Below are 25,640 nucleotides of genomic sequence, written 5' to 3'. Positions count from 1 at the left end.
CAATGCGCTGAAATTGCCCTTGCGAAGGTCATTCGCTTTGGTTAGTATTCACACCCGCTTCAGTGGGAAACGTTAAAACGTCCCGCTTTATTGGTCGAAGCACTTGGTATGCGGCAAATCCGCAAGGAACAGGTTGATTATGTACGAAGCTCTTTTAGTTGTTTTCCTTATTGTGGCAATTGGCCTTGTGGGTCTGATTATGCTGCAGCAAGGTAAAGGCGCTGATATGGGAGCCTCCTTCGGAGCAGGCGCTTCCGGCACTCTGTTTGGATCCAGCGGTTCAGGTAACTTCATGACCCGTATGACTGGCATCCTGGCTGCGCTGTTCTTCATCATCAGTCTGGCGCTGGGCAATATCAACAGCAACAAGACCAATAAAGGAAGTGAGTGGGATAATCTGAGCGCGCCGAAAACTGAGCAAACTCAGCCGACCGCGCCGGCGCAGCCGAGCAGCGACATCCCGCACTGATAAGCAGTATCCGTACCGAGGTGGTGGAATTGGTAGACACGCTACCTTGAGGTGGTAGTGCCCTAACGGGCTTGTGGGTTCGAGTCCCATCCTCGGTACCAATTTCCTGAAGAAAGACGCTGAAAAGCGTCTTTTTTTGTTTTTATTTCTCCCATACGTTGTTTATTTATAAACAACACTGCGCTGGTTTAGACCCCTGCAAAATCGCTAAAGTCGTCCTCATCAATTTTTAGACGAGGTACAGTGACGCCATGCGTACTTTTCAAATAGTTATCATTGTCAGCGTATTAGGCCTGGCTGGATGTAGCCGCCATTCATCTCCAGAAACGGTTGATACCCTGAACACTATCGTTGTACCGGTGATCGTGAATTCGGAACCCGCGCAGGCGTCGGCAAAGATAGTCAGCTGTTTTCAGGATAACAGCTTGCTAATCGGCAAGCTCAGCCAGTCGCTTAAAGACAACTATTTACAGGATGCGGATAATCGAGATGTCTTTAATAAAGATGGTGAAGCGTACCAGGTCTACGCTGCGTTAACCAAACTGGAGCAAATATCTTCAATGAATGATGTCTACCGTAAAGAGAACAATATCGCGGGTTTGCAGGAGATTAATAAATTGCTGAAGTCTGTCCCTTCGGTTGCATGAAATGGGGATTGCCGATCGGCAACCCCTGATTAAACGCTTAGAAGCGGAAATTGAAGCCTGCATAGGCGCCATCCGCAAGTTTATTATCGCGATGGTTATGCTTGCCTGTCATATTGATGTAGCGATAACCCGCTTCAATGTTCATAGACTTAATGATATTCACCCTGACACCGGCATTCGCTTCGAGGTAATCATTTACGCCGCTGGACATGGAATCAGGGGAATAATAAGACTCGCCGAACAGAGTAACGAAGTCGCCAAGCGGTAGCTGCGCGCCTCCTCCGAGCGCGATCGCGTAGCCCTCATCCCCATCTTTCGGATTCAGGTATAGCGCTTTTCCGCCAGCCGTTAACAGAAACGGGCCGAGGTTAAAATTGTAACCCAGCCCTAATCCCGCTGTATCACCATCATTATCGCTGTGCGCCCAGTTACCGCTAACGGTCATGCCGGGGTGTTCCGCGCCAAAGCTTGCCGACAGATTGGTAAACGCTGAACCGGCTTCGCCGTGGAGGTTGAGGGAGGCGAAGGTGGTACTGCTGGCGCAGAGAGTCGCGATTAGCAGGATAGGCTTTGCTGTAAACATGCGCATTTTCATATTCCTTCGGGTAAAAAAATGCCCGATACGATTGTTCGGGCAAAATTAACGGGTTTCTGGATTAAGCATTTTTTCGCTGTTACCCAGCGCCGATGCTATAAAGACGGCGCAGGTATCCGCATTCTGGCCAACCGATGAATGACGCTATCAAATAATTAATTTATCCAGCTGTCGATTGACACGGACTCCCAGCATAAAAGTATTTATCGTTCGCCGTTACCCTTTATCCGTTTAAATTTAAACGATAGCGGGAGACGGCAAAAGGAGCGGGGAAGGCGTTAAAATTTCTCAGGCAGAGATGCGATGCTTTGTAAATAACCGCCGCGGGCATACTCGATATAGGCCCCTTTTTTCAAGGCCGATAGCACATTGAGAACGCTGCTACGGGAGAGGTGTGTTCGGTCCTGAATGTATTCCAGAATCGATACCCGCAGCCGGGTTTCCTCTGGTAACAGGATCATTTCCATTAAATGATTGCGAATCACGGAGTAAGTACGCTGCTGTAAGACTAAATCGTCACGATACACCAAATAAGAGGTATGATAGGCCAGCAGTCTGGTGACCTCTTCCCACATGTTGTGCTGACCGAATAGCTGCATCGCGATGTCGCTGTCAATCCGCAATATCTCTGAGTCAATTTCGGCGCGTAGACCATGGCTACGACTCGGTTGTAGCATTTCAGCCACGCCAAACAAGTGCGGTTCATATACCGTGACCATCAGTAACCTGTCCGATGAACGAAAAATGGAAAGGCCGCCTTTCTTGAAAAGATAGAGCTGGATTTTTCCTTTATGTTCCCAGCTTAGCCTTTTGCGAGCGACAACATTCAGCGGAGTGGCATGCGGTTCCAGCATGGCCATTAAACGATCGATATGGGCCTGTGGCCTGACGGGAGGCTTAATATTCATCGTGATCCTCTCGGAATAAGTATAAAGGCGTTCACCAATTATAGGCTGTGATTATCAAAAGTTTCGATATCATCAGTTATAGCAATTAATTGGTTATCTTATTTAGGATTTATTGCGAGAGTAAAAAAGCCGGCGGGTTAAGGCCGGCTGGAACGTTTTTGCGGATTATTTATCGCGATTTTCCAGGTTTTCCACCTGCGGCAGGCCAGTGGCGGAAGAGGCGGTCAACAGTCCGGACTGCGCGTAGCCAAACAGCTTATCGCGAGTATCGGTAATATCCAGGTTGCGCATCGTCAACTGGCCGATACGATCCTCAGCGGAGAACATTGAGTCACCTTTTTCCATCGTCAGACGCTCTGCTTTATAGGTCAGATTATCAGAGACGGTATTCAGGATGGAGTAGTCGTTGCCGCGACGCAGTTCAAGCGTCACTTCGCCGGTAATTTGGCTTGCTACCCAGCGCTGCAGGCCGTCGCGCAGCATCAGCGCCTGGGAATCGAACCAGCGCCCTTGATACAGCAGACGACCCAGCTGACGACCGTGCGCGTGGTATTGCTCAATGGTATCTTCGTTATGAATACCGGTCAGCAGACGTTCATAGGCAATATGCAGCAGCGCCATGCCCGGTGCTTCATAAATGCCGCGGCTTTTCGCTTCGATGATACGGTTTTCGATCTGATCGCTCATACCCAGACCATGGCGTCCGCCGATGCGGTTAGCCTCCAGCATCATCTCAACATCATCGCTAAAGGTCTGTCCGTTCAGCGCAACCGGATGGCCCTGTTCAAAGCGAACGGTGACTTCTTCCGCAGGGATTTTGACGCTCTCATCCCAGAACTTGACGCCCATAATCGGGTTCACAATCTTGACGCTGGAGTTCAGGAATTCAAGATCTTTAGCTTCGTGCGTCGCGCCCAGCATATTGGAGTCAGTTGAGTAGGCTTTTTCAACGGACATTTTATAGTCAAACCCGCAGGAAATCATAAATTCTGACATCTCCTGGCGGCCGCCTAACTCGTCGATAAAGTCGCTATCCAACCACGGTTTGTAAATTTTCAGCTCAGCGTTTGTCAGCAGGCCGTAACGATAGAAACGTTCGATATCGTTGCCTTTATAGGTACTCCCGTCGCCCCAGATGTTAACGCCGTCTTCCTTCATTGCGGCGACCAGCATGGTACCGGTCACTGCGCGGCCCAGCGGCGTGGTATTAAAGTAGGTCAACCCGCCGGTGGTGTTATGAAATGCGCCGCACTGGATCGCGGCGATACCTTCCGCAACCAGCTGCTTACGACAGTCGATCAGACGAGCCCCTTCAGCACCATACTCTTTGGCACGACGAGGAATGGCCTCGTAATCGTCTTCGTCTGGCTGTCCCAGATTGGCGGTATATGCATAAGGGACTGCTCCCTTTTTACGCATCCACAGCAGCGCGGCGCTGGTATCCAGCCCACCAGAAAAAGCAATACCAATACGTTGGCCAACCGGGAGATGCTTGAGAATCGTCGTCATAAAATAAAACCCTGCTAGATAGACTGTGGTGAGTTTGACTCAATAATCTTTATTGCATGTTTATGCATTAATTGTGAGTTTTCATTTAATCATCTTTTGCTGGCGACAGGAAGAGGCTGAGCCGCTTTTTGCCAAAAAACCCAGAAATACCAGCATGAACCGAAACCTGGCAATGTGAAATTCATGTTGACAAAATATATGAAGTATCAATACAATTCACTACGATTTTATGTCCCGTCTCTCGGTACCAAATCCCAGCAGTATTTGCGTCTTTTACTCAAAACGAGTAAAATATGCCACGTTTCAGGCGCGGGGTGGAGCAGCCTGGTAGCTCGTCGGGCTCATAACCCGAAGGTCGTCGGTTCAAATCCGGCCCCCGCAACCACTTTCCCATTAAGTACTTTTTCAAATATACTGTGAGGACCGGGTCCTTCGTAGACGAATTTGAAAGAATTCTTCTGGAAAGTGTTCCAGATCGCAGTTGCGATCTCAGGGTTCAGTTATCTAAAGCCCCGATTTATCGGGGTTTTTTGTTATCTGACTTCAGAATAACTGGGCTATACGCCCTTTTTTTATGTCTTGGGGGTGGGTTTGTCCACATTAGAGCAAAAATTAACAGAGATGCTCACAGCGCCAGTTGAAGCGCTTGGCTTTGAGCTGGTCGGCATCGAATTTATTCGCGGTCGCACGTCCACACTGCGCATCTATATTGATAGTGAAGATGGCATCAATGTTGATGATTGTGCTGATGTGAGCCACCAGGTCAGTGCTGTTATGGACGTAGAAGACCCGATTACAGTCGCTTATAACCTGGAAGTTTCTTCTCCAGGTCTCGATCGTCCTATGTTTACCGCCGAGCACTATGAGCGTTTCATTGGCGAAGAAGTTTCGCTGGTTTTGCGCATGGCGGTACAGAACCGACGCAAATGGCAGGGCCTTATCAAAGCGGTAGACGGTGAGATGATCACGGTAACCGTCGAAGGCAAAGATGAAGTGTTCGCGCTGAGTAACATCCAGAAGGCGAACCTGGTTCCCCACTTTTAACAGTCTGGATTGAGGTGAAAGGCCCCGATGAACAAAGAAATTTTGGCTGTTGTTGAAGCCGTTTCCAACGAAAAGGCGCTGCCGCGTGAGAAAATTTTCGAAGCGTTGGAAAGTGCGCTAGCAACGGCTACCAAGAAAAAATATGAGCAAGAGATCGACGTTCGCGTAGAAATCGATCGTAAAAGCGGTGATTTCGACACATTCCGTCGCTGGCTGGTTGTTGAAGAAGTGACCCAGCCGACGCGCGAAATCACGCTGGAAGCTGCGCGTTTCGAAGATGAAAGCATGAATCCTGGCGATTACGTCGAAGACCAGATTGAATCTGTCACCTTTGACCGTATCACTACGCAGACCGCGAAGCAGGTTATCGTACAAAAAGTACGTGAAGCCGAACGCGCAATGGTCGTCGATCAGTTCCGTGAGCACGAAGGTGAAATCATCACGGGCGTAGTGAAGAAAGTGAACCGCGACAATATTACGCTGGATCTGGGCAACAACGCTGAAGCCGTGATCCTGCGCGAAGACATGCTGCCGCGTGAGAACTTCCGTCCGGGTGACCGTATCCGCGGCGTACTGTACGCAGTTCGTCCGGAAGCGCGCGGCGCGCAGCTGTTCGTGACTCGCTCCAAGCCGGAAATGCTGGTTGAACTGTTCCGCATTGAAGTTCCGGAAATCGGTGAAGAAGTTCTCGAAATTAAAGCGGCGGCTCGCGATCCTGGCTCTCGTGCCAAAATCGCGGTTAAAACCAACGACAAGCGCATCGATCCGGTTGGCGCCTGCGTCGGTATGCGCGGCGCGCGCGTTCAGGCAGTCTCGACTGAACTGGGCGGTGAGCGTATCGATATCGTGCTGTGGGACGATAACCCGGCGCAGTTTGTCATTAACGCCATGGCTCCGGCTGACGTCGCATCTATCGTGGTAGATGAAGACAAGCACACCATGGATATCGCAGTAGAAGCGGGCAACCTGGCGCAGGCCATTGGCCGTAACGGTCAGAACGTCCGTCTGGCGTCTCAGCTGAGCGGCTGGGAACTCAACGTCATGACCGTTGATGACCTCCAGGCTAAGCATCAGGCTGAAGCCCATGCAGCGATTGATACCTTCACTAAATATCTTGATATTGATGAAGATTTCGCCACGCTGCTGGTTGAAGAAGGTTTCGCCACTCTGGAAGAGCTGGCCTATGTGCCAATGAAAGAACTGCTGGAAATTGACGGTCTGGATGAAGCGACCGTTGAAGCACTTCGTGAGCGGGCGAAAAACGCGCTGACCACGCTGGCGCTGGCCAAAGAAGAGAGCCTGGGTGACAGCAAACCTGCCGACGATCTGTTGAATCTGGAAGGTTTGGATCGCGCTCTGGCATTCACCCTGGCCGCCCGTGGTGTTTGTACGCTGGAAGATCTCGCCGAGCAGGGCATTGATGATCTGGCTGATATCGAAGGCTTGACCGACGAGAAAGCCGGAGAACTTATCATGGCCGCTCGTAATATTTGTTGGTTCGGCGACGAAGCGTAATAAACTGTAGCAGGAAGGAACAGCATGACAGATGTGACCATTAAAGCGCTGGCCTCGGAGATTCAGACCTCTGTGGATCGCCTGATACAGCAATTTGCTGATGCAGGGATCCGCAAATCGGCTGATGATTCTGTGACCGCGCAAGAGAAGCAAACCTTGTTGACGCACCTGAACCGTGAACACGGCTCAGCGCCCGACAAGCTGACGCTGCAGCGCAAAACGCGCAGCACGTTAAATATTCCGGGTACCGGTGGAAAGAGTAAGTCGGTACAAATCGAAGTCCGCAAGAAACGCACCTTTGTGAAACGCGATCCGCAAGAGGCCGAACGCCTTGCCGCGGAAGAGCAGGCGCAGCGTGAAGCGGAAGAGCAAGCCCGTCGTGAGGCAGAAGAAGCTGCCAAACGCGAGGCGCAATTAAAAGCTGAACGTGAGGCCGCAGAACAAGCGAAACGTGAACTCGCCGATAAAGCGAAACGTGAAGCCGCGGAAAAAGACAAAGTGAGCAATCAACAAACCGACGATATGACCAAAACCGCCCAGGCTGAAAAGCAACGCCGCGAAAACGAAGCTGCGGAGCTGAAGCGCAAATCGGAAGAAGAAGCACGCCGCAAACTTGAAGAAGAAGCGCGCCGTGTAGCGGAAGAAGCACGCCGTATGGCTCAAGAAAATGAAAAGAACTGGACTGAAGCGCCAGAAACCCCTGAAGAGACCACTGACTATCACGTAACGACTTCTCAGCATGCGCGTCAGGCTGAAGACGATAACGATCGTGAAGTTGAAGGCGGTCGCGGCCGTGGACGTAATGCGAAAGCAGCGCGTCCGGCTAAGAAAGGTAACAAACACGCTGAATCGAAAGCCGATCGTGAAGAAGCCCGTGCGGCCGTTCGCGGCGGCAAAGGTGGCAAGCATCGTAAAGGTTCTGCTCTGCAGCAAGGTTTCCAGAAGCCGGCTCAGGCGGTTAACCGTGATGTTATCATCGGCGAAACCATCACCGTTGGCGATCTGGCCAACAAGATGGCCGTCAAGGGTTCTCAGGTCATCAAAGCGATGATGAAGCTGGGCGCTATGGCGACAATTAACCAGGTCATCGACCAGGAAACCGCGCAGCTGGTTGCCGAAGAGATGGGCCACAAAGTTATCCTGCGTCGTGAAAACGAGCTGGAAGAAGCGGTAATGAGCGACCGTGACACCGGCGCTGCGGCTGAACCGCGCGCACCGGTTGTGACCATCATGGGTCACGTTGACCACGGTAAAACCTCTCTGCTGGACTACATTCGTTCAACGAAAGTGGCCTCTGGCGAAGCGGGCGGCATTACCCAGCACATCGGTGCGTACCACGTTGAAACTGACAACGGTATGATCACTTTCCTGGATACCCCGGGTCACGCCGCGTTTACCTCTATGCGTGCTCGTGGTGCGCAGGCGACGGATATCGTGGTTCTGGTTGTAGCGGCAGACGATGGCGTGATGCCGCAGACTATCGAAGCTATCCAGCACGCGAAAGCGGCGCAGGTACCGCTGGTGGTTGCGGTGAACAAAATCGATAAGCCGGAAGCGGACCTGGATCGCGTTAAAAACGAGCTCTCTCAGTACGGCGTTATGCCGGAAGAGTGGGGTGGCGAAGCGCAGTTCATCCCTGTATCCGCTAAAGCCGGTACCGGTATTGACGATCTGCTGAATGCTATCCTGCTGCAGGCTGAAGTTCTGGAGCTGAAAGCGGTTCGCAACGGTATGGCGAGCGGCGCGGTTATCGAATCTTTCCTCGATAAAGGTCGTGGTCCGGTTGCCACCGTTCTGGTACGCGAAGGTACGCTGCATAAAGGCGACATCGTCCTGTGCGGTTTCGAATACGGTCGCGTTCGTGCGATGCGTAACGAACTCGGTCTGGAAGTGCTGGAAGCGGGTCCATCCATTCCAGTGGAAATCCTTGGCCTGTCAGGCGTACCGGCTGCCGGCGACGAAGTGACCGTCGTGCGTGACGAGAAGAAAGCGCGTGAAGTTGCGCTGTATCGTCAGGGCAAATTCCGTGAAGTTAAACTGGCTCGTCAGCAGAAATCTAAGCTGGAGAACATGTTCGCCAACATGACCGAAGGCGAAGTTCACGAAGTGAACATCGTCCTCAAAGCGGACGTGCAGGGGTCTGTGGAAGCGATCTCCGACTCCTTGCTGAAACTGTCTACCGACGAAGTGAAAGTGAAGATTATCGGTTCCGGCGTAGGTGGTATTACCGAAACCGACGCAACCCTGGCGGCCGCATCCAATGCGATTCTGGTTGGCTTCAACGTTCGTGCTGATGCATCCGCACGTAAAGTTATCGACGCGGAAAGCCTGGATCTGCGCTACTACTCCGTCATCTACCATCTGATCGACGAAGTGAAAGCAGCGATGAGCGGCATGCTGTCTCCGGAACTGAAACAGCAGATCATTGGTCTGGCTGAAGTCCGTGATGTGTTCAAATCGCCGAAATTCGGCGCCATCGCAGGCTGTATGGTTACCGAAGGTACGATCAAGCGTCATAACCCAATCCGCGTCCTGCGCGACAACGTGGTTATCTATGAAGGCGAGCTGGAATCCCTGCGCCGCTTCAAAGATGACGTTAACGAAGTTCGTAACGGTATGGAGTGTGGTATCGGCGTTAAGAACTACAACGACGTTCGCGTTGGCGATATGATCGAAGTGTTCGAAATCATCGAGATTCAACGTACCATCGATTAATCGTTTAGTAGGCCGGGGAAGCGCAGCGCCACCCGGTTATACAAAATTAAAGGGGGCCGCGTGGCCCCCTTATTTGTCTGGAGAATTTATTATGGCGAAAGAATTTGGTCGCCCGCAGCGCGTGGCTCAGGAGATGCAAAAAGAGATCGCAATCATCCTGCAGCGCGAAATTAAAGACCCGCGTCTGGGCATGATGACGACCGTTTCAGGCGTTGAAATGTCCCGCGACCTGGCCTATGCCAAAGTGTTTGTGACCTTCCTGAACGATAAAGACGAAGCCGCCGTGAAAGCGGGGATCAAGGCTTTGCAGGAAGCGTCTGGTTTTATCCGCTCGCTGCTAGGCAAAGCGATGCGCCTGCGTATCGTGCCGGAACTGACCTTCTTCTACGACAATTCATTAGTCGAAGGGATGCGCATGTCGAACCTGGTGACCAGCGTGGTAAAACATGACGATGAACGTCGTGTGAACCCGGACGACAGTAAGGAGGACTAATGAGTCGTCCTCGTCGTCGCGGTCGCGACGTGCACGGCGTACTGTTGCTGGATAAACCGCAGGGCGCATCCAGCAACGACGTGCTGCAGAAAGTTAAGCGGCTTTATAATGCTAATCGGGCAGGGCACACCGGGGCGCTGGATCCGCTGGCGACCGGTATGCTGCCGATTTGCCTCGGGGAAGCGACAAAGTTTTCCCAGTATCTGCTCGATTCTGACAAGCGCTACCGCGTGATTGCCAGGCTTGGCCAGCGCACCGATACCTCTGATGCCGATGGCCTGGTGGTGGAAGAGCGTCCGCTGACTTTTAGCCCGGAGCAGTTGGCGGCAGCGCTCGATGGCTTCCGTGGCAAAACCCAGCAGATACCGTCGATGTATTCGGCGCTGAAATACCAGGGGAAAAAGCTGTACGAATATGCCCGACAGGGGATTGAAGTACCGCGTGAATCCCGGCCGATTACGGTGTACGAGCTGCTGTTTATTCGCCATGAGGGGACTGAGCTTGAGCTGGAAATTCACTGCTCGAAAGGCACCTACATTCGCACGATTATTGATGACTTAGGCGAGAAACTCGGGTGCGGCGCGCACGTCATTTTCCTGCGTCGCCTGGCGGTCAGTAAATATCCCGTCGAACGGATGGTGACGCTGGAGCAGCTGCAGGCGCTTGTCGAACAAGCGCATGCGCAGGATATTCCCGCAGCCCAGCTGCTGGACCCGCTGCTGATGCCGATGGACAGCCCGGCTTCGGATTATCCGCTGGTGAATATTCCGGAAACCTCGGCCGTCTACTTTAAAAACGGTAACCCGGTGCGGACATCGGGCGCGCCGCTGCAGGGACTGGTTCGCGTTACTGAAGGCGCTGAAGAGAAGTTTCTTGGTATGGGTGAGATGGATGATGAAGGCCGCGTGGCGCCTCGTCGTCTGGTGGTTGAATACCCTGTCTGAGCGCTTTCCTTGCGATAAAAGGCTGCTGCGAGTAGAATATCGCCGCTTAACACTCGCCAACGTGTTTTAACATTTGCGAGCGTTATATCAGGGGTTGCTGAATTAGAGATCGGCACCCTTTCTTTCTTTTAATTTTGGAGTTCGAAAATGTCTCTAAGCGTTGAAGCTAAAGCAAAAATCGTTTCTGAGTTCGGTCGTGGCGAAAACGACAGCGGTTCTACTGAAGTTCAGGTTGCACTGCTGACTGCACAGATCAACCACCTGCAGGGTCACTTTGCAGAGCACAAAAAAGATCACCACAGCCGTCGTGGTCTGCTGCGCATGGTTTCTCAGCGTCGTAAACTGCTCGACTACCTGAAACGTAAAGATGTTGCACGTTACTCTGCGCTGATCGAGCGTCTGGGTCTGCGTCGCTAATTCTGCGAGTTTCAGAAGAAGGGGCCTCACGGCCCCTTTTTTCGACCGGGCGGCAGCAATTCATTAAAAACTCATGTATTGTTGCTATTAATGATCTTCATGCAGAGGTTCGCGCGGCTAATGAGAGGCTTGACTCGCAGGGGCGGGTAAAGGTTGTCATTAGTCGCGAGGATGCAGAAGATCGGGTCATACGATGTCTTATCGTGGATTTGACATCATCTATAGATATAAGGATAGAATTTTGCTTAATCCGATCGTTCGTAAATTCCAGTACGGCCAACATACCGTAACGCTGGAGACCGGCATGATGGCGCGCCAGGCAACTGCCGCCGTTATGGTTAGCATGGATGACACCGCGGTATTCGTTACCGTTGTGGGCCAGAAAAAAGCTAAGCCAGGCCAGGATTTCTTCCCGCTGACCGTTAACTATCAAGAGCGTACCTACGCTGCAGGTAAAATCCCGGGTGGTTTCTTCCGTCGTGAAGGCCGTCCGAGCGAAGGCGAAACCCTGATTGCGCGTCTGATTGACCGCCCGGTTCGCCCGCTGTTCCCGGAAGGCTTCGTTAACGAAGTTCAGGTTATTGCGACCGTCGTTTCCGTTAACCCACAGGTTAACCCGGATATCGTCGCGATGATCGGCGCTTCCGCAGCGCTGTCCCTGTCTGGTATTCCGTTCAACGGCCCAATTGGCGCCGCTCGCGTTGGTTATATTAATGATCAGTACGTGCTGAACCCGACCCAGGAAGAGCTGAAGTCCAGCAAACTGGATCTGGTTGTCGCGGGTACCGAAGCCGCAGTACTGATGGTTGAATCCGAAGCTGAACTGCTGAGCGAAGACCAGATGCTGGGCGCGGTCGTGTTTGGTCACGACCAGCAGCAGGTGGTTATTCAGAACATCAATGATCTGGTGAAAGAAGCCGGTAAGCCGCGCTGGGACTGGCAGCCGGAAGTGGTTGATGCGGCGCTGAACGCGCGCGTTGCCGCGCTGGCTGAATCTCGCCTGAGCGATGCTTACCGTATCACCGACAAACAGGAGCGCTATGCTCAGGTTGACGTGATCAAATCTGAAACTATCGCGACCCTGGTTGCGGAAGATGAAGCCCTGGACGCTAACGAACTGGGCGAAATCCTGCACGCAATCGAGAAAAACGTGGTGCGTAGCCGCGTACTGGCCGGTGAGCCGCGTATCGATGGTCGTGAAAAAGATATGATTCGTGGTCTGGACGTTCGTACCGGCGTTCTGCCGCGTACCCACGGTTCCGCACTGTTTACCCGTGGCGAAACTCAGGCGCTGGTTACCGCGACCCTGGGCACCGCACGCGACGCGCAGAACATCGATGAACTGATGGGCGAGCGCACGGATTCCTTCCTGTTCCACTATAACTTCCCTCCGTACTCCGTAGGCGAAACGGGAATGGTCGGTTCTCCGAAGCGTCGTGAAATCGGTCACGGTCGTCTGGCTAAGCGCGGCGTACTGGCCGTGATGCCGACTATCGAAGAGTTCCCGTACACCGTTCGCGTGGTTTCTGAAATCACCGAATCTAACGGCTCCTCCTCCATGGCTTCCGTTTGTGGCGCTTCTCTGGCGCTGATGGACGCAGGCGTGCCGGTGAAAGCCGCCGTTGCGGGTATCGCAATGGGTCTGGTGAAAGAAGGCGACAACTTCGTCGTACTGTCTGACATTCTGGGCGATGAAGATCACCTGGGCGATATGGACTTCAAAGTAGCGGGTTCCCGCGAAGGTATCTCTGCTCTGCAGATGGATATCAAAATTGAAGGTATCACCAAAGAGATCATGCAGGTTGCTCTGAACCAGGCTAAAGGTGCGCGTCTGCACATCCTGGGCGTGATGGAACAGGCCATTAACGCGCCGCGCGGCGATATCTCTGAATTCGCACCGCGTATCCACACGATCAAGATCAGTCCGGACAAAATCAAAGACGTTATCGGTAAGGGCGGTTCCGTTATTCGTGCGCTGACCGAAGAAACCGGCACCACTATCGAAATCGAAGATGACGGTACCGTGAAGATCGCGGCAACCGACGGCGACAAAGCGCAGCATGCGATTCGCCGTATCGAAGAGATCACCGCTGAGATCGAAGTTGGCCGTATCTATAACGGTAAAGTGACCCGTATCGTTGATTTTGGCGCGTTTGTTGCCATTGGCGGCGGTAAAGAAGGTCTGGTTCACATCTCTCAAATCGCCGACAAGCGCGTTGAGAAAGTGACCGACTATCTGCAGATGGGTCAGGAAGTGCCGGTTAAGGTTCTGGAAGTTGACCGTCAGGGCCGTGTCCGTCTGAGCATCAAAGAAGCAACTGAACAAACTCAGCCTGCGGCTGCGCCGGAAGCTCCGGCTGCCGAACAGCAGGGCGAGTAAGGTTGCCGTTTGCCCTCCGCATTGCGGAGGGCGCATTGCGGGCAGGACGCCCTGTTTGCAGCCGGGGAACTGGACGTTCATCCAATCGTTGTCTTCGGGAGTGGGAAATGAAGCCTTTTTTGCGCTGGTGTTTCGTGGCGACAGCTCTCACGCTGGCAGGATGCAGCAACTCTGCCTGGCGTAAGGACGCAGTCCTCGCGGTGCCATTGCAACCGACTTTGCAGCAGGAAGTGATTCTGGCGCGCATGGAACAAATTCTTGCCAGTCGGGCTTTAACCGATGACGAACGCGCACAGCTTTTATATGAGCGCGGAGTGTTGTATGATAGTCTCGGTCTGAGGGCATTAGCGCGAAATGATTTTTCACAAGCGCTGGCAATCCGACCGGATATGCCTGAAGTATTCAATTACTTAGGCATTTACTTAACGCAGGCAGGCAATTTTGATGCTGCCTATGAAGCGTTTGATTCTGTACTTGAGCTTGATCCAACTTACAACTACGCGCACTTAAATCGCGGTATCGCCCTGTATTACGGCGGTCGCGCTAAGTTAGCGCAAGATGATCTGCTGGCGTTTTATCAAGACGATCCCAATGATCCTTTCCGAAGCCTGTGGCTTTATCTCGCCGAGCGTCAGCTCGATGAGAAGCAGGCGCTTGAAGCACTGAGACAGCGCTTAAACAAGTCGGATAAAGAACAATGGGGATGGAACATTGTCGGGTTCTACCTTGGCGACATTAGCGAAAAAGAGCTAATGGACCGTCTGAAGGCAGACGCAACGGATAACACCTCGCTCGCTGAGCATCTCAGTGAAACCAACTTCTATTTAGGTAAGTACTACCTAAGTCTGGGGGACAAGGACAGCGCTACGGCACTGTTCAAACTGGCGGTCGCAAACAACGTTCATAACTACGTTGAGCACCGATACGCATTGTTGGAATTATCGCTCTTGGGCCAGGAGCAAGATGACCTGGCAGAATCGGACCAGCAATAGCTGACGAACACATCAGCCCTTTTTTGATTGCCATCACCTTTGCGGGTGAGGGCGTTGTTGTTCGTTAATACACCTACTTTGAGCCGGTTCACACTTTTCAATGAAAATTACCGAAAATTTTCACGATGAGTTATGTAGACTGGCCGCCATTAATTTTGAGGCACACGTACTACATGGCTGAATTCGAAACCACTTTTGCAGATCTGGGCCTGAAGGCTCCCATCCTTGAAGCGCTTAACGATCTGGGTTACGAAAAACCATCTCCGATCCAGGCTGAGTGCATTCCGCATCTGCTGGGCGGCCGCGACGTTCTGGGTATGGCCCAGACGGGTAGCGGTAAAACCGCAGCGTTCTCTTTACCGCTGCTGAACAACATCGATCCTGAGCTGAGAGCACCGCAGATTCTGGTGCTGGCGCCGACCCGCGAACTGGCGGTACAGGTTGCTGAAGCAATGACGGAATTCTCTAAACATATGCGCGGCGTAAACGTGGTTGCCCTGTACGGCGGCCAGCGTTATGACGTGCAGCTGCGCGCGCTGCGTCAGGGGCCGCAAATCGTTGTCGGTACCCCGGGTCGTCTGCTGGACCACCTGAAACGCGGTACGCTGGATCTCTCTAAGCTGAGCGGTCTGGTTCTGGATGAAGCTGACGAAATGCTGCGCATGGGCTTTATCGAAGACGTAGAAACCATTATGGCGCAGATCCCGGAGGGTCATCAGACCGCTCTGTTCTCTGCCACCATGCCGGAAGCCATTCGCCGTATTACCCGCCGCTTTATGAAAGAGCCGCAGGAAGTGCGCATCCAGTCGAGCGTAACGACTCGCCCGGACATCAGCCAGAGCTACTGGACTGCTTACGGTATGCGTAAAAACGAAGCGCTGGTGCGTTTCCTGGAAGCGGAAGATTTTGATGCGGCGATTATCTTCGTTCGTACCAAAAACGCGACCCTGGAAGTGGCCGAAGCGCTGGAGCGTAGCGGTTATAGCAGCGCTGCGCTGAACGGCGACATGAACCAGTCCCTGCGTGAGCAGACTCTGGAGCGTCTGAAAGACGGTCGTCTGGATATCCTGATTGCAACCGACGTTGCGGCCCGTGGCCTGGACGTTGAGCGTATCAGCCTGGTGGTTAACTACGATATCCCGATGGATTCCGAGTCTTACGTTCACCGTATCGGCCGTACCGGTCGTGCGGGTCGTGCTGGCCGCGCGCTGCTGTTCGTTGAGAACCGCGAGCGTCGTCTGCTGCGCAATATCGAACGTACGATGAAGCTGACCATTCCGGAAGTTGAACTGCCGAACGCAGAACTGCTGGGCAAACGCCGTCTGGAAAAATTCGCGGCGAAAGTTCAGCAGCAGCTGGAAAGCAGCGATCTGGATCAGTACCGTGCGCTGCTGGCGAAAATCCAGCCGTCTGCCGAAGGCGAAGAGCTGGACGTGGAAACGCTGGCCGCCGCGCTGCTGAAAATGGCTCAGGGCGAACGTCCGCTGATCCTGCCGCCGGATGCGCCTATGCGTCCTAAGCGCGAGTTCCGCGACCGTGACGATCGTTTCGAACGTCGCGGCGACCGTAACGACCGTGGCCCGCGCGGCGACCGTCCGGAACGCAGCGGCGAAGATCGTCCGAAGCGTGAGCGTCGTGACGTTGGCGATATGGAACTGTACCGTATTGAAGTGGGCCGTGATGACGGCGTTGAAGTTCGTCACATCGTTGGCGCAATTGCTAACGAAGGCGACATCAGCAGCCGTTACATCGGTAATATCAAGCTGTTTGGTTCTCACTCCACCATCGAACTGCCGAAAGGCATGCCGGGCGAAGTGCTGCAGCACTTTACGCGTACCCGCATCCTGAACAAGCCGATGAACATGCAGCTGCTGGGCGATGCTCAGCCGCGTCCTGAACGCAGCGGCGAACGTCATGGCGGCGGTGAGCGCCGTGAAGGCGGTCGTAGCTTCGGCGGCGGTGAACGTCGTGAAGGCCGTGGTTTCGGCGGTGAGCGTCGCGAAGGCGGCCGTGGTGAAGGTCGTCGTTTCAGCGGTGAACGTCGTGAAGGTGGCCGTGCGCCGCGCCGCGATGATGCTTCAGCTCCGCGTCGTGATGACTCCGCAGGTCGTCGTCGTTTCGGTGGCGATGCATAATTAGCGCTTTCCGCTAACGTAAAGTAAACGATACAGCCCCGATCTTCATGATTGGGGCTTTTTTTATTCCCTTTGTACTCGTGTACTGGTACAGTGCGTCGCGTTAATAACAAGAAAAGTATTTTCGACTGGAGATTTCGGCAAATGGCGACACTTACCACTACGGCAACCCGACCGTCCTTGTTTGGCGGCGTAGTGATTATTGGCGGGACGATTATTGGGGCGGGCATGTTCTCGCTGCCGGTTGTGATGTCCGGCGCGTGGTTCTTCTGGTCTCTGGCGGCGCTGGTTTTTACCTGGTTTTGTATGCTTCACTCCGGGTTAATGATCCTCGAAGCGAACCTGAATTACCGGATTGGCTCGAGCTTCGATACCATTACTAAAGATCTACTCGGCAAAGGCTGGAATCTGGTTAACGGCGTGTCGATCGCCTTTGTTCTTTATATTCTGACTTACGCCTATATCTCCGCCAGCGGCTCGATTCTGCACCATACGTTTAGCGAAATGTCGCTGAACGTACCGGCAAGGGCGGCAGGTTTTGGTTTTGCCCTGCTGGTGGCGTTTATCGTCTGGTTGAGCACCAAAGCGGTGAGCCGCATGACGGCCATTGTGCTGGGAGCTAAGGTCATTACCTTCTTTCTGACCTTTGGCAGCCTGTTGGGACACGTCCAGCCGAGCACCCTGTTTAACGTGGCTGAACAAAATGCCTCGTATATGCCCTATCTGCTGATGACGCTGCCGTTCTGCCTCGCGTCCTTCGGCTATCACGGCAACGTGCCGAGCCTGATGAAGTACTACGGCAAAGATCCGCGCACAATCGTTAAGTGCCTGGTTTACGGTACTCTGCTGGCGCTGGGCCTGTACGTGGTGTGGCTGCTGGTGACGATGGGCAATATCCCGCGCCCTGAGTTTATCGGTATTGCACAGAAGGGGGGCAACATAGATGTCCTGGTCCAGGCGCTCAGTGGGGTACTGAACAGCCGGAGTCTGGATCTGCTGTTAGTCATCTTTTCAAACTTTGCCGTTGCCAGTTCATTCCTTGGCGTGACGCTCGGTCTGTTTGATTATCTGGCGGATCTGTTCGGGTTCGATGACTCCGCGCTGGGACGCTTTAAAACCGCGCTTCTCACCTTTATTCCGCCGATGGCGGGTGGCCTGCTGTGGCCGAACGGATTCCTCTACGCGATCGGCTATGCGGGGCTGGCGGCGACGATCTGGGCGGCAATTGTACCGGCGCTGCTGGCTCGCGCGTCGCGCAAACGCTTTGGTAGCCCATTGTTTCGCGTTTGGGGTGGAAAACCGATGATTGCTTTGGTTCTGCTGTTCGGGCTGGGTAACGTTATCGTGCATTTCCTGTCGAGCTTTAACGTATTACCCACCTATCACTAATTGAAAATGCGGCAAAAATGCCGCATTTTTCACTATCCGAGAAGCTCTTCTTTCACCTGCATCGCCAAATCAAATGAATGCAGGCGCGCCTGATGATCGAAGATTTGGCCGTTGACCATGATTTCATCGGCCTGGGTTTCCCGCAGGATCGACTCCAGCCCGTGACGGATTTTCGCTTTATCGCCGACCAGCGACATGCTCAGCGCTTTTTGGACGCCGTACTGCTCTGAAGCGGACCACAGCTGATGCATATTTTGCACCGGCGGCGGCAGCTGTCCGGTCTCGCCGCGGCGCAGTTTGACGAACGCCTGCTGCATGGACGTAAACAGAAATTCCGCATCTCTGTCGCTGTCGGCGGCAATAATGTTAATGCATACCATCGCGTACGGCTTCGCTAACCGCTCTGACGGCTGGAAGTGGGTGCGGTAGAGGTGCAGGGCCTGAAAGAGCATATCCGGGGCGAAGTGCGAGGCGAAGGCAAACGGCAGCCCAAGCTGCGCCGCCAGCTGGGCGCTGTACAGGCTTGAGCCGAGCAGCCAGACCGGGATCTTCTCGCCATAGCCGGGAACCGGGCGCACGTGCGGATTAGGATCGCGGGCGTCGAACCAGTCCACCAGTTCCGCGACATCGCGCGGGAAGTTATCGACATCGCCGCTCATATGGCGACGCAGCGCGCGCATGGTTGGCTGATCGCTGCCCGGCGCGCGGCCAAGGCCGAGATCGATGCGTCCCGGGTAGAGCGTATTGAGCGTACCGAACTGCTCGGCAATCACCAGCGGCGAATGGTTCGGCAGCATCACGCCGCCGGAGCCCAGATGCAGAGTTGTGGTATTCGCGGCAAGGTAGCCAATCAGTACGGAAGTCGCCGCGCTGGCGATACCGACCATATTATGGTGCTCGGCCAGCCAGTAGCGGTGATAGCCGCGCTTTTCCGCCAGCTGCGCCAGGTCTAAAGAGTGGGAGAAGGCTTCCTTTGCGGAAGAACCTTGCGGGATCGGCGCCAGATCGAGCACCGAGAAAGAAACAGGTTTGTCAGTCATAAAGGCTCACTTTGCTACAGCATCGTCATCAGATTGAAGGTCTTCTTCCAGCCTGGCGCATCCAGGATACGCCAGCCAGAAAAGCTGCATCTTTAATAGTGCATTAAAAAGCAGCGATAGCCATTAACAAAGTGAGCGGTTAATCAGCTCTGCAATTCCAGCCCGGCCAGCCGTCGCCAGTAGCCGTTGCAGTCGCTGTTCGCCGTCAGCGGCAGCGGCGCCGCGCCGTTTTCATTCGCCCGGAAGGCGTCCAGCATAGCGAAGGTCTCGCTACCCAGCGGCGACAGGCGAACCATATCCACCAGCCCGGTCATGGTGCTTAGCTCATTCCCGAGGTTGTAGACGTAGCCGCTCATGGTCTGAATGCCGTTGAGGACGAACACCTGCTGGTTCTCCTGCGAAAGCACGTCGCGCCCGTTAGGGTATTTTATGCAGCAGGTTTCACACTCGTCTTTCGGCCGGTCTTCCGAGCGCGCGGTAAAGCAGCGGGCGGAGTAGGCCAGCGGCAGATGACCGTAGCTCAGGACCTCTACCTCAAACCGGTCGCGAATGCCCAGGTCGTCGCACTGGGTCAGCAAATTCGCCAGCCAGTCGCGGGAAAGTTCGACCGGCATACACCAGCGTACCATGCCCTGCTTGAGCAGGAGACGCAGGGTGACGGCGTTGTAGCAGTTAAGCGCGTGCCCGGCGACGAACGGCAGCTTACGTTCCGCGCACAGGTTAACGACGCCGAGATCGCTGGCTTCAATCAGAAATTCGCCGTTATCGACATAGCGCTTCAGTTCGCCCAGCTCCGAGGACGCCTGCACCAGCGCGAGGGTGGAAAGCACCACCTGTTTACCGCTTCCCGCCAGCGTTTTTGCCATGTCGATCCAGTCGCCGACTTTGGTGGCGCGACGTTTGCTGCATACCGCTTCGCCGAGGTAAATCGTGTCCGCGCTGCAGCTTGCCGCCTGCTGGTAAAAATCTTCCAGCGTCTCTTTTGGCCAGTAATAAAGCACCGGCCCTAATGAATATTTCATTGCTGTTCTCACTGCCATTTACGGTGATAGGCGCCAAGGGTGGTTTGCGTCCCTTCTGACATGGAACCGAGGGTCTCCATCCACGCGGACTGCGGTACGAAGTTTTGCGGATCGGCTTTGCAGCGATCGATCGCCTGACGCCAGACTTTCGCCACCTGGGTAACGTAGGCCGGGCTGCGCTGGCGCCCCTCGATTTTCACCGAGGCAATATTTGCCGCCATCAGTTCCGGCAGCAGCTCCAGGGTGTTCAGGCTGGTGGGCTCTTCCAGCGCGTGGTAGCGCTCGCCGTCGACCAGATAACGCCCTTTACAGAGGGTGGGATAGCCGGCGTTTTCACCGTCCCGATAGCGGTCAATCAGCACTTCGTTAAGGCGTGATTCCAGTCCCTGCGGCGTTTGCTGCCAACGCACGAAGCGCGCCGGCGAACAGGCGCCGACGGTATTCGGCGATTCGCCGGTCAGATAAGAGGAAAGGTAGCAGCGCCCTTCCGCCATAATGCACAGGCTACCGAAGGCAAAAACCTCCAGCGGCACCGGCGTGGCGCGCGCCAGCTGTTTGACCTGGTGAATCGACAGCACGCGCGGCAGCACCACGCGGGCGACGTCAAAATTGCGATGATAAAACTTTACCGCCTCTTCGTTGGTGGCTGAGGCCTGGACGGAAACGTGGCGCTCAATATGCGGATAACGCTCGGCGGCGTATTCCAGCATCGCGATATCGGCGAGGATCAGCGCGTCGGCGCCCAGCTGCGCCGCCATGTCGACCGCGCGCTGCCAGCGGGCATAACCATCAGGATGCGCGAAGGTGTTAATGGCAATATGCAGTTTGCGACGATGCTGGTGCACAAAGCTGACGGCTTCCTGCAGTTTCTTTTCGGTGAAATTAAGGCCGGCAAAGTGGCGGGCGTTGGTGTCATCTTTCAGCCCGATATAGACGGCATCGGCGCCGTTTTCGATGGCCGCCTTAAGCGCCGGAAGGTTACCGGCTGGGCAGAGCAGCTCCATAATTTTTCCTGAAAAACGCGGCCCGTCAGGGACGCTGGATGGTTAATGAGCTGGGATTTTAGTTAACCTTTTGGTGACAATTTTTGATTTGAGGCAGTTAAAAGCGTATTGGCGGGATCAATACCTGCGGCCCGGCATCGTGATTTTGTTGATTTACGCCGCTATGTCGTTTATTTGATATGGCACAATAGAGGAACTATTGCATTCATGGAGTAAAGCTTGTGTTGGATAAACTGCGTTCCAAACTGGTTCACTTTGGCCCGTCGATGATGAGCGTGCCGGTTAAGCTGGCGCCATTTGCCCTCAAGCGCCAGGTGCTGGAACAGGTATTAAGCTGGCAATTTCGCCAGGCGCTGGCGGATGGGGAACTGGAGTTTCTCGAGGGGCGCTGGTTAAGTATTCATGTGCGCGACATCGGCCTGCTGTGGTATACCTCGGTGGTTGATGGGCGTCTGGTGGTCAGCCCTGCGGCTGAAGCGGACGTCAGCTTCAGCGCCGACGCCAGCGACCTGCTGATGATCGCGGCGCGTAAGCAGGATCCGGATACGCTGTTCTTCCAGCGTCGCCTGGTTATCGAAGGCGATACCGAGCTGGGACTGTATGTAAAAAACCTGATGGATGCCATTGAGCTGGAGCAGATGCCAAAAGCGCTGCGTATTATGCTGCTGCAGCTGGCGGACTTTGTTGAAGCTGGCCTGAAAGGCCCGCAGAAACCTGAACAGACATCGGTAGGTGAGGCATGCTGATTCGAGTAGAGATTGGGATTGATGCGCCGGGTATCGATGCTCTATTGCGTCGTACCTTCGGCGGCGACGCGGAAGCGCAGCTGGTGCACAGCCTTCGTGAAGATGGCCTGATCACGCTGGGCGTGGTGGCGACGGATGACGAAGGTCAGGTCGTAGGCTACGTGGCCTTTAGCCCGGTCGCCGTCGAAGGCGAAGAGCTGCAGTGGGTTGGACTGGCTCCACTGGCGGTCGATGAAAGCTACCGCGGTCAGGGGATCGGGCGTCAGCTGGTCTATGAAGGGCTCGATTCCCTGAACGAGTTTGGCTATGCCGCCGTCGTGACGCTTGGCGATCCGGCGCTCTATGGCCGTCTGGGCTTTGAACCCGCGGCGCGTTTCGATCTGCGCTGCCGCTGGCCCGATAGCGCCGAGGCTTTCCAGGTGCATCGTCTGGCCGATGACGCGCTGAACGGCGTGAGCGGGCTGGTCGAATATAGCGACCACTTTAATCGCTTCTGAGACTTTCCAGCAGCGCCTCAAATGAACCGTCCCCGGCAACGAGGCGCTCTTTCTGGCGCTTCGTTAGCTGCTTAATACGATACTCAAGCCGCAACGCTAGTGAGCGTTCACCAACTTCCTGGCTGAAGGCCAGCTCAAGCTCGCCTTTTCCACGCAGCGCTTTCGCGCCCTTACCAGTCTGGTGCTGGCAAAAGCGGCGTGAAACATCGGTGGTAATCCCGGTATAAAGGCGATTATCGGCGGTACGAATCAGATAGAGAAACCAGCACACGGTACAGAGGTCACTATGTTAAGGTGTGAGCACCATAACATACTGGAGAGTAAAGATGGATACGCTCGCCGCGATCGGCCGCTGGCTGGGTAAGCAGCACGTTGTGACCTGGTGCGTCGCCCGCGATGATGAGCTGTGGTGTGCCAATGCTTTTTACATTTATGATCCGGAGAAGGTCGCATTTTATTTGCTCAGCGATGAAAAAACGCGCCACGGCCAAATGACCGGGGAAAGCGCCAACGTGGCCGGGACGGTCAACGGCCAGCCAAAGAGCGTGGCGCTGATCCGCGGCGTACAGTTCAAAGGTAAAATTCGCCGCCTGGCCGGGGAAGAAGAGGCGGCGATGCGTAAGCGCTACGTCAGCCGTTTTCCGGTGGCCCGCATGCTATCGGCGCCCGTCTGGGAGATTCGTCCCGATGAGATCAAGTTCACCGATAACACGCTGGGCTTTGGTAAAAAGCTGCACTGGCTGCGTGAATCAGGCGCCGAGCAGGCGTAAGGCTTCGCGATTAAAGGCCGGCAGGTCGTCCGGGGTTCTGCTGGTCACCAGCTGTTCGTTGTCGATAACCACTTCCTGGTCATAGAACTCGCCACCGGCGTTTTTCACGTCGACTACGATAGGCTTCACGGCCGTCAGCTTCCGCCCGCGAATCACATCGGCGCTAATCAACAGCTGCGGACCATGGCAGATGGCGAAGACCGGTTTGCCGCTGTTGACAAAATCGCGGGTGAAGGTGACAAAGCGTTCGTCGCCGCGCAGCGAGTCTGGTGAATATCCGCCCGGCAGCAGCAGGGCGTCGAAGTCGGCAGGGCTGACGTCATCAATGGCTTTATCGATAACGACTTCAGCTTCCCCTTTTTTCCCTTTTACCTTCTTCCCCGCTTGTTTTTCAATGGTCACCACCTTGTGTCCGGCCAGACGGTAGGCGTCCGCGGGTGAGGTGAACTCCGAGTCTTCAAAGTCGTCGGTAATTAAAACGGCTATCTTCTTACTCATTCTTCCTCCAGTGTTTCGGTGTGGAATGAGGCATTTCCCTGATGATGATGGATAATTACCTCGTAGAGTATTAAGTCTGGAACATGAGGCTGGGATCGCAACATAGAAAAATCTGCAAAGGAGTTTCGATGAGTCAGGTACTGTTAACGGGGGCAACCGGGTTAGTTGGTGGTCACTTACTTCGAATGCTACTCAACGCACCGGATATTAAGTCCATTGCTGCGCCCACGCGTCGGCCGCTGAGCGATATCTCCGGCGTATTTAACCCGCACGATCCGCAGCTCACGGATGCGCTGGCGCAGGTGGTCGATCCGGTCGATATTGTTTTCTGCTGCCTGGGGACCACCCGCCGGGAAGCGGGAAGCAAAGAGGCGTTTGTGCATGCCGATTATACGCTGGTCATTGATACCGCGCTGGTGGGGAAAAAGCTGGGCGCGCAGCATATGCTGGTGGTCAGCGCGATGGGGGCGAACGCGCATTCCCCCTTTTTCTATAATCGGGTAAAAGGCGAGATGGAAGAGGCGCTGATTGCGCAGCAGTGGCCGAGGTTGACGATTGCCCGTCCGTCAATGCTGGTAGGCGAGCGCGAAAAAAAACGCGCCGGCGAGACGCTCCTTGCGCCGCTTTTTAGCCTGCTGCCGGGAAACCTGAAATCGATAGACGCGCGGGACGTGGCAAGCGCGCTACTCGCGGAGGCGCTCTCGCCCACGCATGAAGGCGTCCGCATTCTCTCCTCGTCGCAGCTGCGCGAGAGGGCCGCGCGCGCGGGGGATTACTGATTTCCAAAGTTTCCCCGGAGGCGTAGTATTCATGTCCTCAATTTATCATGACACTCCCTGGGGAATGCTATGGCTGGTCAGTCTTCATCTCAGGCGGCAGCACCGTTTCAATGGTGGAAGCCCGCGCTGTTTTTTCTCGTCGTTATCGTTGGTCTGTGGTTCGTTAAATGGCAGCCCTATTACGGCAAAGCCTTTAACGCCGCTGAGACGCACAGTATCGGCAAATCCATTCTTGCAAATAGCGACGCGAATCCTTTCGCTGCGGCCTGGGATTACGCCCTGGTCTATTTCCTGGCGGTATGGAAAGCGGCGGTATTAGGCGTGCTGCTGGGATCGCTCATACAGGTGCTGATCCCGCGTGACTGGCTGCGGCGCACGTTAGGGCAATCGCGTTTTCGCGGTACGCTGCTGGGGACCGCGTTCTCTCTGCCGGGGATGATGTGCACCTGCTGCGCCGCGCCGGTGGCTGCGGGAATGCGTAAACAGCAGGTATCCATGGGCGGCGCGCTGGCATTCTGGCTGGGCAATCCGCTGCTCAACCCGGCGACGCTGGTGTTTATGGGCTTCGTGCTGGGCTGGAAGTTTGCGCTGATTCGCCTGCTGGCCGGACTGGTGACCGTACTGGTGGTCGCCACGCTGGTTCAGAAATGGGTGAAAGAAGCGGCGATGCAGCCGGTTCCCGTGCCTGAAATGTCGGTCACAACGGGGCAGGACGGCTTCTTCAGCCGCTGGCTGCGCGCGCTGTGGACGCTGTTCTGGAATACCATCCCGGTTTATATTCTGGCGGTTCTGGTGCTGGGCGCCGCGCGGGTGTGGCTATTCCCTCACGCCGATGGGGTGGTGGAGAATACGCTGTTCTGGGTGATTGCCATGGCGATTGCCGGCTGCCTGTTTGTGATACCGACGGCGGCGGAGATCCCGATTGTGCAGACCATGATGCTGGCAGGAATGGGCATGGCGCCCGCGCTGGCGCTGCTGATTACGCTGCCTGCTGTCAGCGTACCGTCACTGATTATGCTGCGGAAAGCGTTCCCGGCGAAGGCGCTGTGGCTGACCGGCGGGCTGGTGGCGCTGTGCGGCGCGGTGGTTGGGGGCGTCGCTTTACTCTGATGATCTTCCCGGAGGCGGCGCT

Annotated in this window: 26 protein-coding genes and 2 tRNA genes; 20 read left to right on the top strand and 8 right to left on the bottom strand. The window is 54.8% G+C overall.

Annotated elements, in window-relative coordinates:
- Positions 1-139: 139 nt before the first annotated feature.
- The 3 genes from secG (at position 140) to HMPREF1144_RS03760 (ending at position 1,116) form a co-directional block, all read left to right on the top strand.
- Positions 140-469 (top strand): preprotein translocase subunit SecG, encoded by a 330-nt coding sequence (gene secG / locus HMPREF1144_RS03770; protein ID WP_004106103.1) that lies wholly within the window; start codon positions 140-142, stop codon positions 467-469.
- A gap of 14 nt (positions 470-483) precedes the next feature.
- Positions 484-570: transfer RNA gene (locus tag HMPREF1144_RS03765), tRNA-Leu, on the top strand.
- 150 nt (positions 571-720) lie between these two features.
- A complete protein-coding gene (locus HMPREF1144_RS03760) occupies positions 721-1,116 on the top strand; it encodes a hypothetical protein (protein WP_009651908.1) in 396 nt (131 codons plus the stop codon).
- Positions 1,117-1,153: 37 nt separating this feature from the next.
- Here the strand turns inward: HMPREF1144_RS03760 and HMPREF1144_RS03755 are convergent, their stop codons facing one another.
- The 3 genes from HMPREF1144_RS03755 to argG all read right to left on the bottom strand — a co-directional run bounded on the left by HMPREF1144_RS03755 (position 1,154) and on the right by argG (position 4,128).
- Positions 1,154-1,711 (bottom strand): YfaZ family outer membrane protein, encoded by a 558-nt coding sequence (locus HMPREF1144_RS03755; protein ID WP_042926962.1) that lies wholly within the window; start codon positions 1,709-1,711, stop codon positions 1,154-1,156.
- A gap of 278 nt (positions 1,712-1,989) precedes the next feature.
- The gene (locus HMPREF1144_RS03750; protein WP_009651915.1) at positions 1,990-2,619 is read right to left on the bottom strand and encodes a winged helix-turn-helix transcriptional regulator; all 630 of its coding nucleotides are present in this window, start codon (positions 2,617-2,619) and stop codon (positions 1,990-1,992) included.
- 165 nt (positions 2,620-2,784) lie between these two features.
- Positions 2,785-4,128 carry an argininosuccinate synthase gene (gene argG, locus HMPREF1144_RS03745; RefSeq protein ID WP_004854540.1) on the bottom strand — a complete coding sequence of 448 codons (1,344 nt, stop codon included), beginning with the start codon at positions 4,126-4,128 and terminating at the stop codon, positions 2,785-2,787.
- 308 nt (positions 4,129-4,436) lie between these two features.
- Here argG and HMPREF1144_RS03740 point away from each other — a divergent pair.
- The 12 genes from HMPREF1144_RS03740 to mtr all read left to right on the top strand — a co-directional run bounded on the left by HMPREF1144_RS03740 (position 4,437) and on the right by mtr (position 18,152).
- A tRNA-Met gene (locus HMPREF1144_RS03740) sits at positions 4,437-4,513 on the top strand.
- A gap of 206 nt (positions 4,514-4,719) precedes the next feature.
- Complete coding sequence (gene rimP, locus HMPREF1144_RS03735) at positions 4,720-5,172, top strand: ribosome maturation factor RimP (RefSeq protein ID WP_004125659.1); 453 nt, start codon at positions 4,720-4,722, stop codon at positions 5,170-5,172.
- Positions 5,173-5,199: 27 nt separating this feature from the next.
- Positions 5,200-6,687, top strand: coding sequence for a transcription termination factor NusA (gene nusA, locus HMPREF1144_RS03730; RefSeq protein WP_004854539.1), 1,488 nt, complete (start codon positions 5,200-5,202; stop codon positions 6,685-6,687).
- A gap of 24 nt (positions 6,688-6,711) precedes the next feature.
- Complete coding sequence (gene infB, locus HMPREF1144_RS03725; RefSeq protein WP_004854538.1) at positions 6,712-9,402, top strand: translation initiation factor IF-2; 2,691 nt, start codon at positions 6,712-6,714, stop codon at positions 9,400-9,402.
- Between the two features lie 91 nt (positions 9,403-9,493).
- Positions 9,494-9,895: a 30S ribosome-binding factor RbfA gene (rbfA, locus tag HMPREF1144_RS03720; protein WP_004106092.1), complete on the top strand. Its 402-nt coding sequence runs from the start codon at positions 9,494-9,496 to the stop codon at positions 9,893-9,895.
- Positions 9,895-10,839, top strand: coding sequence for a tRNA pseudouridine(55) synthase TruB (gene truB, locus HMPREF1144_RS03715; RefSeq protein WP_004854537.1), 945 nt, complete (start codon positions 9,895-9,897; stop codon positions 10,837-10,839). The genes rbfA and truB overlap by 1 nt, the downstream gene beginning before the upstream one ends.
- 147 nt (positions 10,840-10,986) lie before the next feature.
- The gene (gene rpsO / locus HMPREF1144_RS03710) at positions 10,987-11,256 is read left to right on the top strand and encodes a 30S ribosomal protein S15 (protein WP_002918244.1); all 270 of its coding nucleotides are present in this window, start codon (positions 10,987-10,989) and stop codon (positions 11,254-11,256) included.
- A 241-nt stretch (positions 11,257-11,497) separates the two neighbouring features.
- Positions 11,498-13,636, top strand: coding sequence for a polyribonucleotide nucleotidyltransferase (pnp, locus tag HMPREF1144_RS03705; protein WP_009651902.1), 2,139 nt, complete (start codon positions 11,498-11,500; stop codon positions 13,634-13,636).
- Between the two features lie 107 nt (positions 13,637-13,743).
- Positions 13,744-14,628: a lipoprotein NlpI gene (gene nlpI / locus HMPREF1144_RS03700; protein WP_004854535.1), complete on the top strand. Its 885-nt coding sequence runs from the start codon at positions 13,744-13,746 to the stop codon at positions 14,626-14,628.
- A gap of 100 nt (positions 14,629-14,728) precedes the next feature.
- Positions 14,729-14,809, top strand: coding sequence for a protein YrbN (gene yrbN, locus HMPREF1144_RS32550; protein ID WP_085954934.1), 81 nt, complete (start codon positions 14,729-14,731; stop codon positions 14,807-14,809).
- Positions 14,802-16,763, top strand: coding sequence for a DEAD/DEAH family ATP-dependent RNA helicase (locus tag HMPREF1144_RS03695; RefSeq protein WP_009651914.1), 1,962 nt, complete (start codon positions 14,802-14,804; stop codon positions 16,761-16,763). The genes yrbN and HMPREF1144_RS03695 overlap by 8 nt, the downstream gene beginning before the upstream one ends.
- Before the next feature lie 144 nt (positions 16,764-16,907).
- Positions 16,908-18,152 carry a tryptophan permease gene (gene mtr / locus HMPREF1144_RS03690; RefSeq protein ID WP_004854531.1) on the top strand — a complete coding sequence of 415 codons (1,245 nt, stop codon included), beginning with the start codon at positions 16,908-16,910 and terminating at the stop codon, positions 18,150-18,152.
- A gap of 32 nt (positions 18,153-18,184) precedes the next feature.
- Here the strand turns inward: mtr and HMPREF1144_RS03685 are convergent, their stop codons facing one another.
- The 3 genes from HMPREF1144_RS03685 to ubiU all read right to left on the bottom strand — a co-directional run bounded on the left by HMPREF1144_RS03685 (position 18,185) and on the right by ubiU (position 21,218).
- On the bottom strand, positions 18,185-19,192 hold the full coding sequence (locus HMPREF1144_RS03685) for a luciferase-like monooxygenase (protein ID WP_009651916.1): 1,008 nt from the start codon (positions 19,190-19,192) through the stop codon (positions 18,185-18,187).
- Positions 19,193-19,335: 143 nt separating this feature from the next.
- On the bottom strand, positions 19,336-20,214 hold the full coding sequence (locus HMPREF1144_RS03680) for a U32 family peptidase (RefSeq protein WP_004854526.1): 879 nt from the start codon (positions 20,212-20,214) through the stop codon (positions 19,336-19,338).
- An 8-nt stretch (positions 20,215-20,222) separates the two neighbouring features.
- Positions 20,223-21,218 carry a ubiquinone anaerobic biosynthesis protein UbiU gene (gene ubiU / locus HMPREF1144_RS03675; RefSeq protein ID WP_004106058.1) on the bottom strand — a complete coding sequence of 332 codons (996 nt, stop codon included), beginning with the start codon at positions 21,216-21,218 and terminating at the stop codon, positions 20,223-20,225.
- 221 nt (positions 21,219-21,439) lie between these two features.
- Here ubiU and ubiT point away from each other — a divergent pair, with 221 nt between their 5' ends.
- Positions 21,440-21,964: a ubiquinone anaerobic biosynthesis accessory factor UbiT gene (gene ubiT / locus HMPREF1144_RS03670; protein WP_004854523.1), complete on the top strand. Its 525-nt coding sequence runs from the start codon at positions 21,440-21,442 to the stop codon at positions 21,962-21,964.
- Entirely contained in the window at positions 21,958-22,461 is a 504-nt protein-coding gene (locus tag HMPREF1144_RS03665; RefSeq protein WP_004125592.1) for a GNAT family N-acetyltransferase, read from the top strand. The genes ubiT and HMPREF1144_RS03665 overlap by 7 nt, the downstream gene beginning before the upstream one ends.
- Here HMPREF1144_RS03665 and HMPREF1144_RS03660 read toward each other — a convergent pair.
- Positions 22,448-22,732: a GIY-YIG nuclease family protein gene (locus HMPREF1144_RS03660; RefSeq protein WP_004854522.1), complete on the bottom strand. Its 285-nt coding sequence runs from the start codon at positions 22,730-22,732 to the stop codon at positions 22,448-22,450. The genes HMPREF1144_RS03665 and HMPREF1144_RS03660 overlap by 14 nt on opposite strands.
- Positions 22,733-22,787: 55 nt before the next feature.
- Here HMPREF1144_RS03660 and HMPREF1144_RS03655 point away from each other — a divergent pair, with 55 nt between their 5' ends.
- Positions 22,788-23,231 (top strand): YhbP family protein, encoded by a 444-nt coding sequence (locus HMPREF1144_RS03655; RefSeq protein ID WP_009651838.1) that lies wholly within the window; start codon positions 22,788-22,790, stop codon positions 23,229-23,231.
- Here HMPREF1144_RS03655 and HMPREF1144_RS03650 read toward each other — a convergent pair.
- On the bottom strand, positions 23,211-23,729 hold the full coding sequence (locus HMPREF1144_RS03650; RefSeq protein ID WP_004854517.1) for a type 1 glutamine amidotransferase domain-containing protein: 519 nt from the start codon (positions 23,727-23,729) through the stop codon (positions 23,211-23,213). The genes HMPREF1144_RS03655 and HMPREF1144_RS03650 overlap by 21 nt on opposite strands.
- 128 nt (positions 23,730-23,857) lie before the next feature.
- On the opposite strand from HMPREF1144_RS03650, the gene HMPREF1144_RS03645 reads away from it, so the two are divergent.
- Positions 23,858-24,508 carry an NAD(P)H-binding protein gene (locus HMPREF1144_RS03645; RefSeq protein ID WP_009651882.1) on the top strand — a complete coding sequence of 217 codons (651 nt, stop codon included), beginning with the start codon at positions 23,858-23,860 and terminating at the stop codon, positions 24,506-24,508.
- Between the two features lie 69 nt (positions 24,509-24,577).
- Positions 24,578-25,618 (top strand): permease, encoded by a 1,041-nt coding sequence (locus HMPREF1144_RS03640; protein ID WP_009651869.1) that lies wholly within the window; start codon positions 24,578-24,580, stop codon positions 25,616-25,618.
- The last annotated feature ends 22 nt before the right edge of the window (positions 25,619-25,640 follow it).

It is taken from the genome of Klebsiella sp. OBRC7 (assembly GCF_000293135.1).
GTDB lineage: Bacteria > Pseudomonadota > Gammaproteobacteria > Enterobacterales > Enterobacteriaceae > Klebsiella > Klebsiella michiganensis.
The sequence above is the reverse complement of the archived record's forward strand: the minus strand, read 5'-3'. Positions and strand labels throughout refer to the sequence as shown.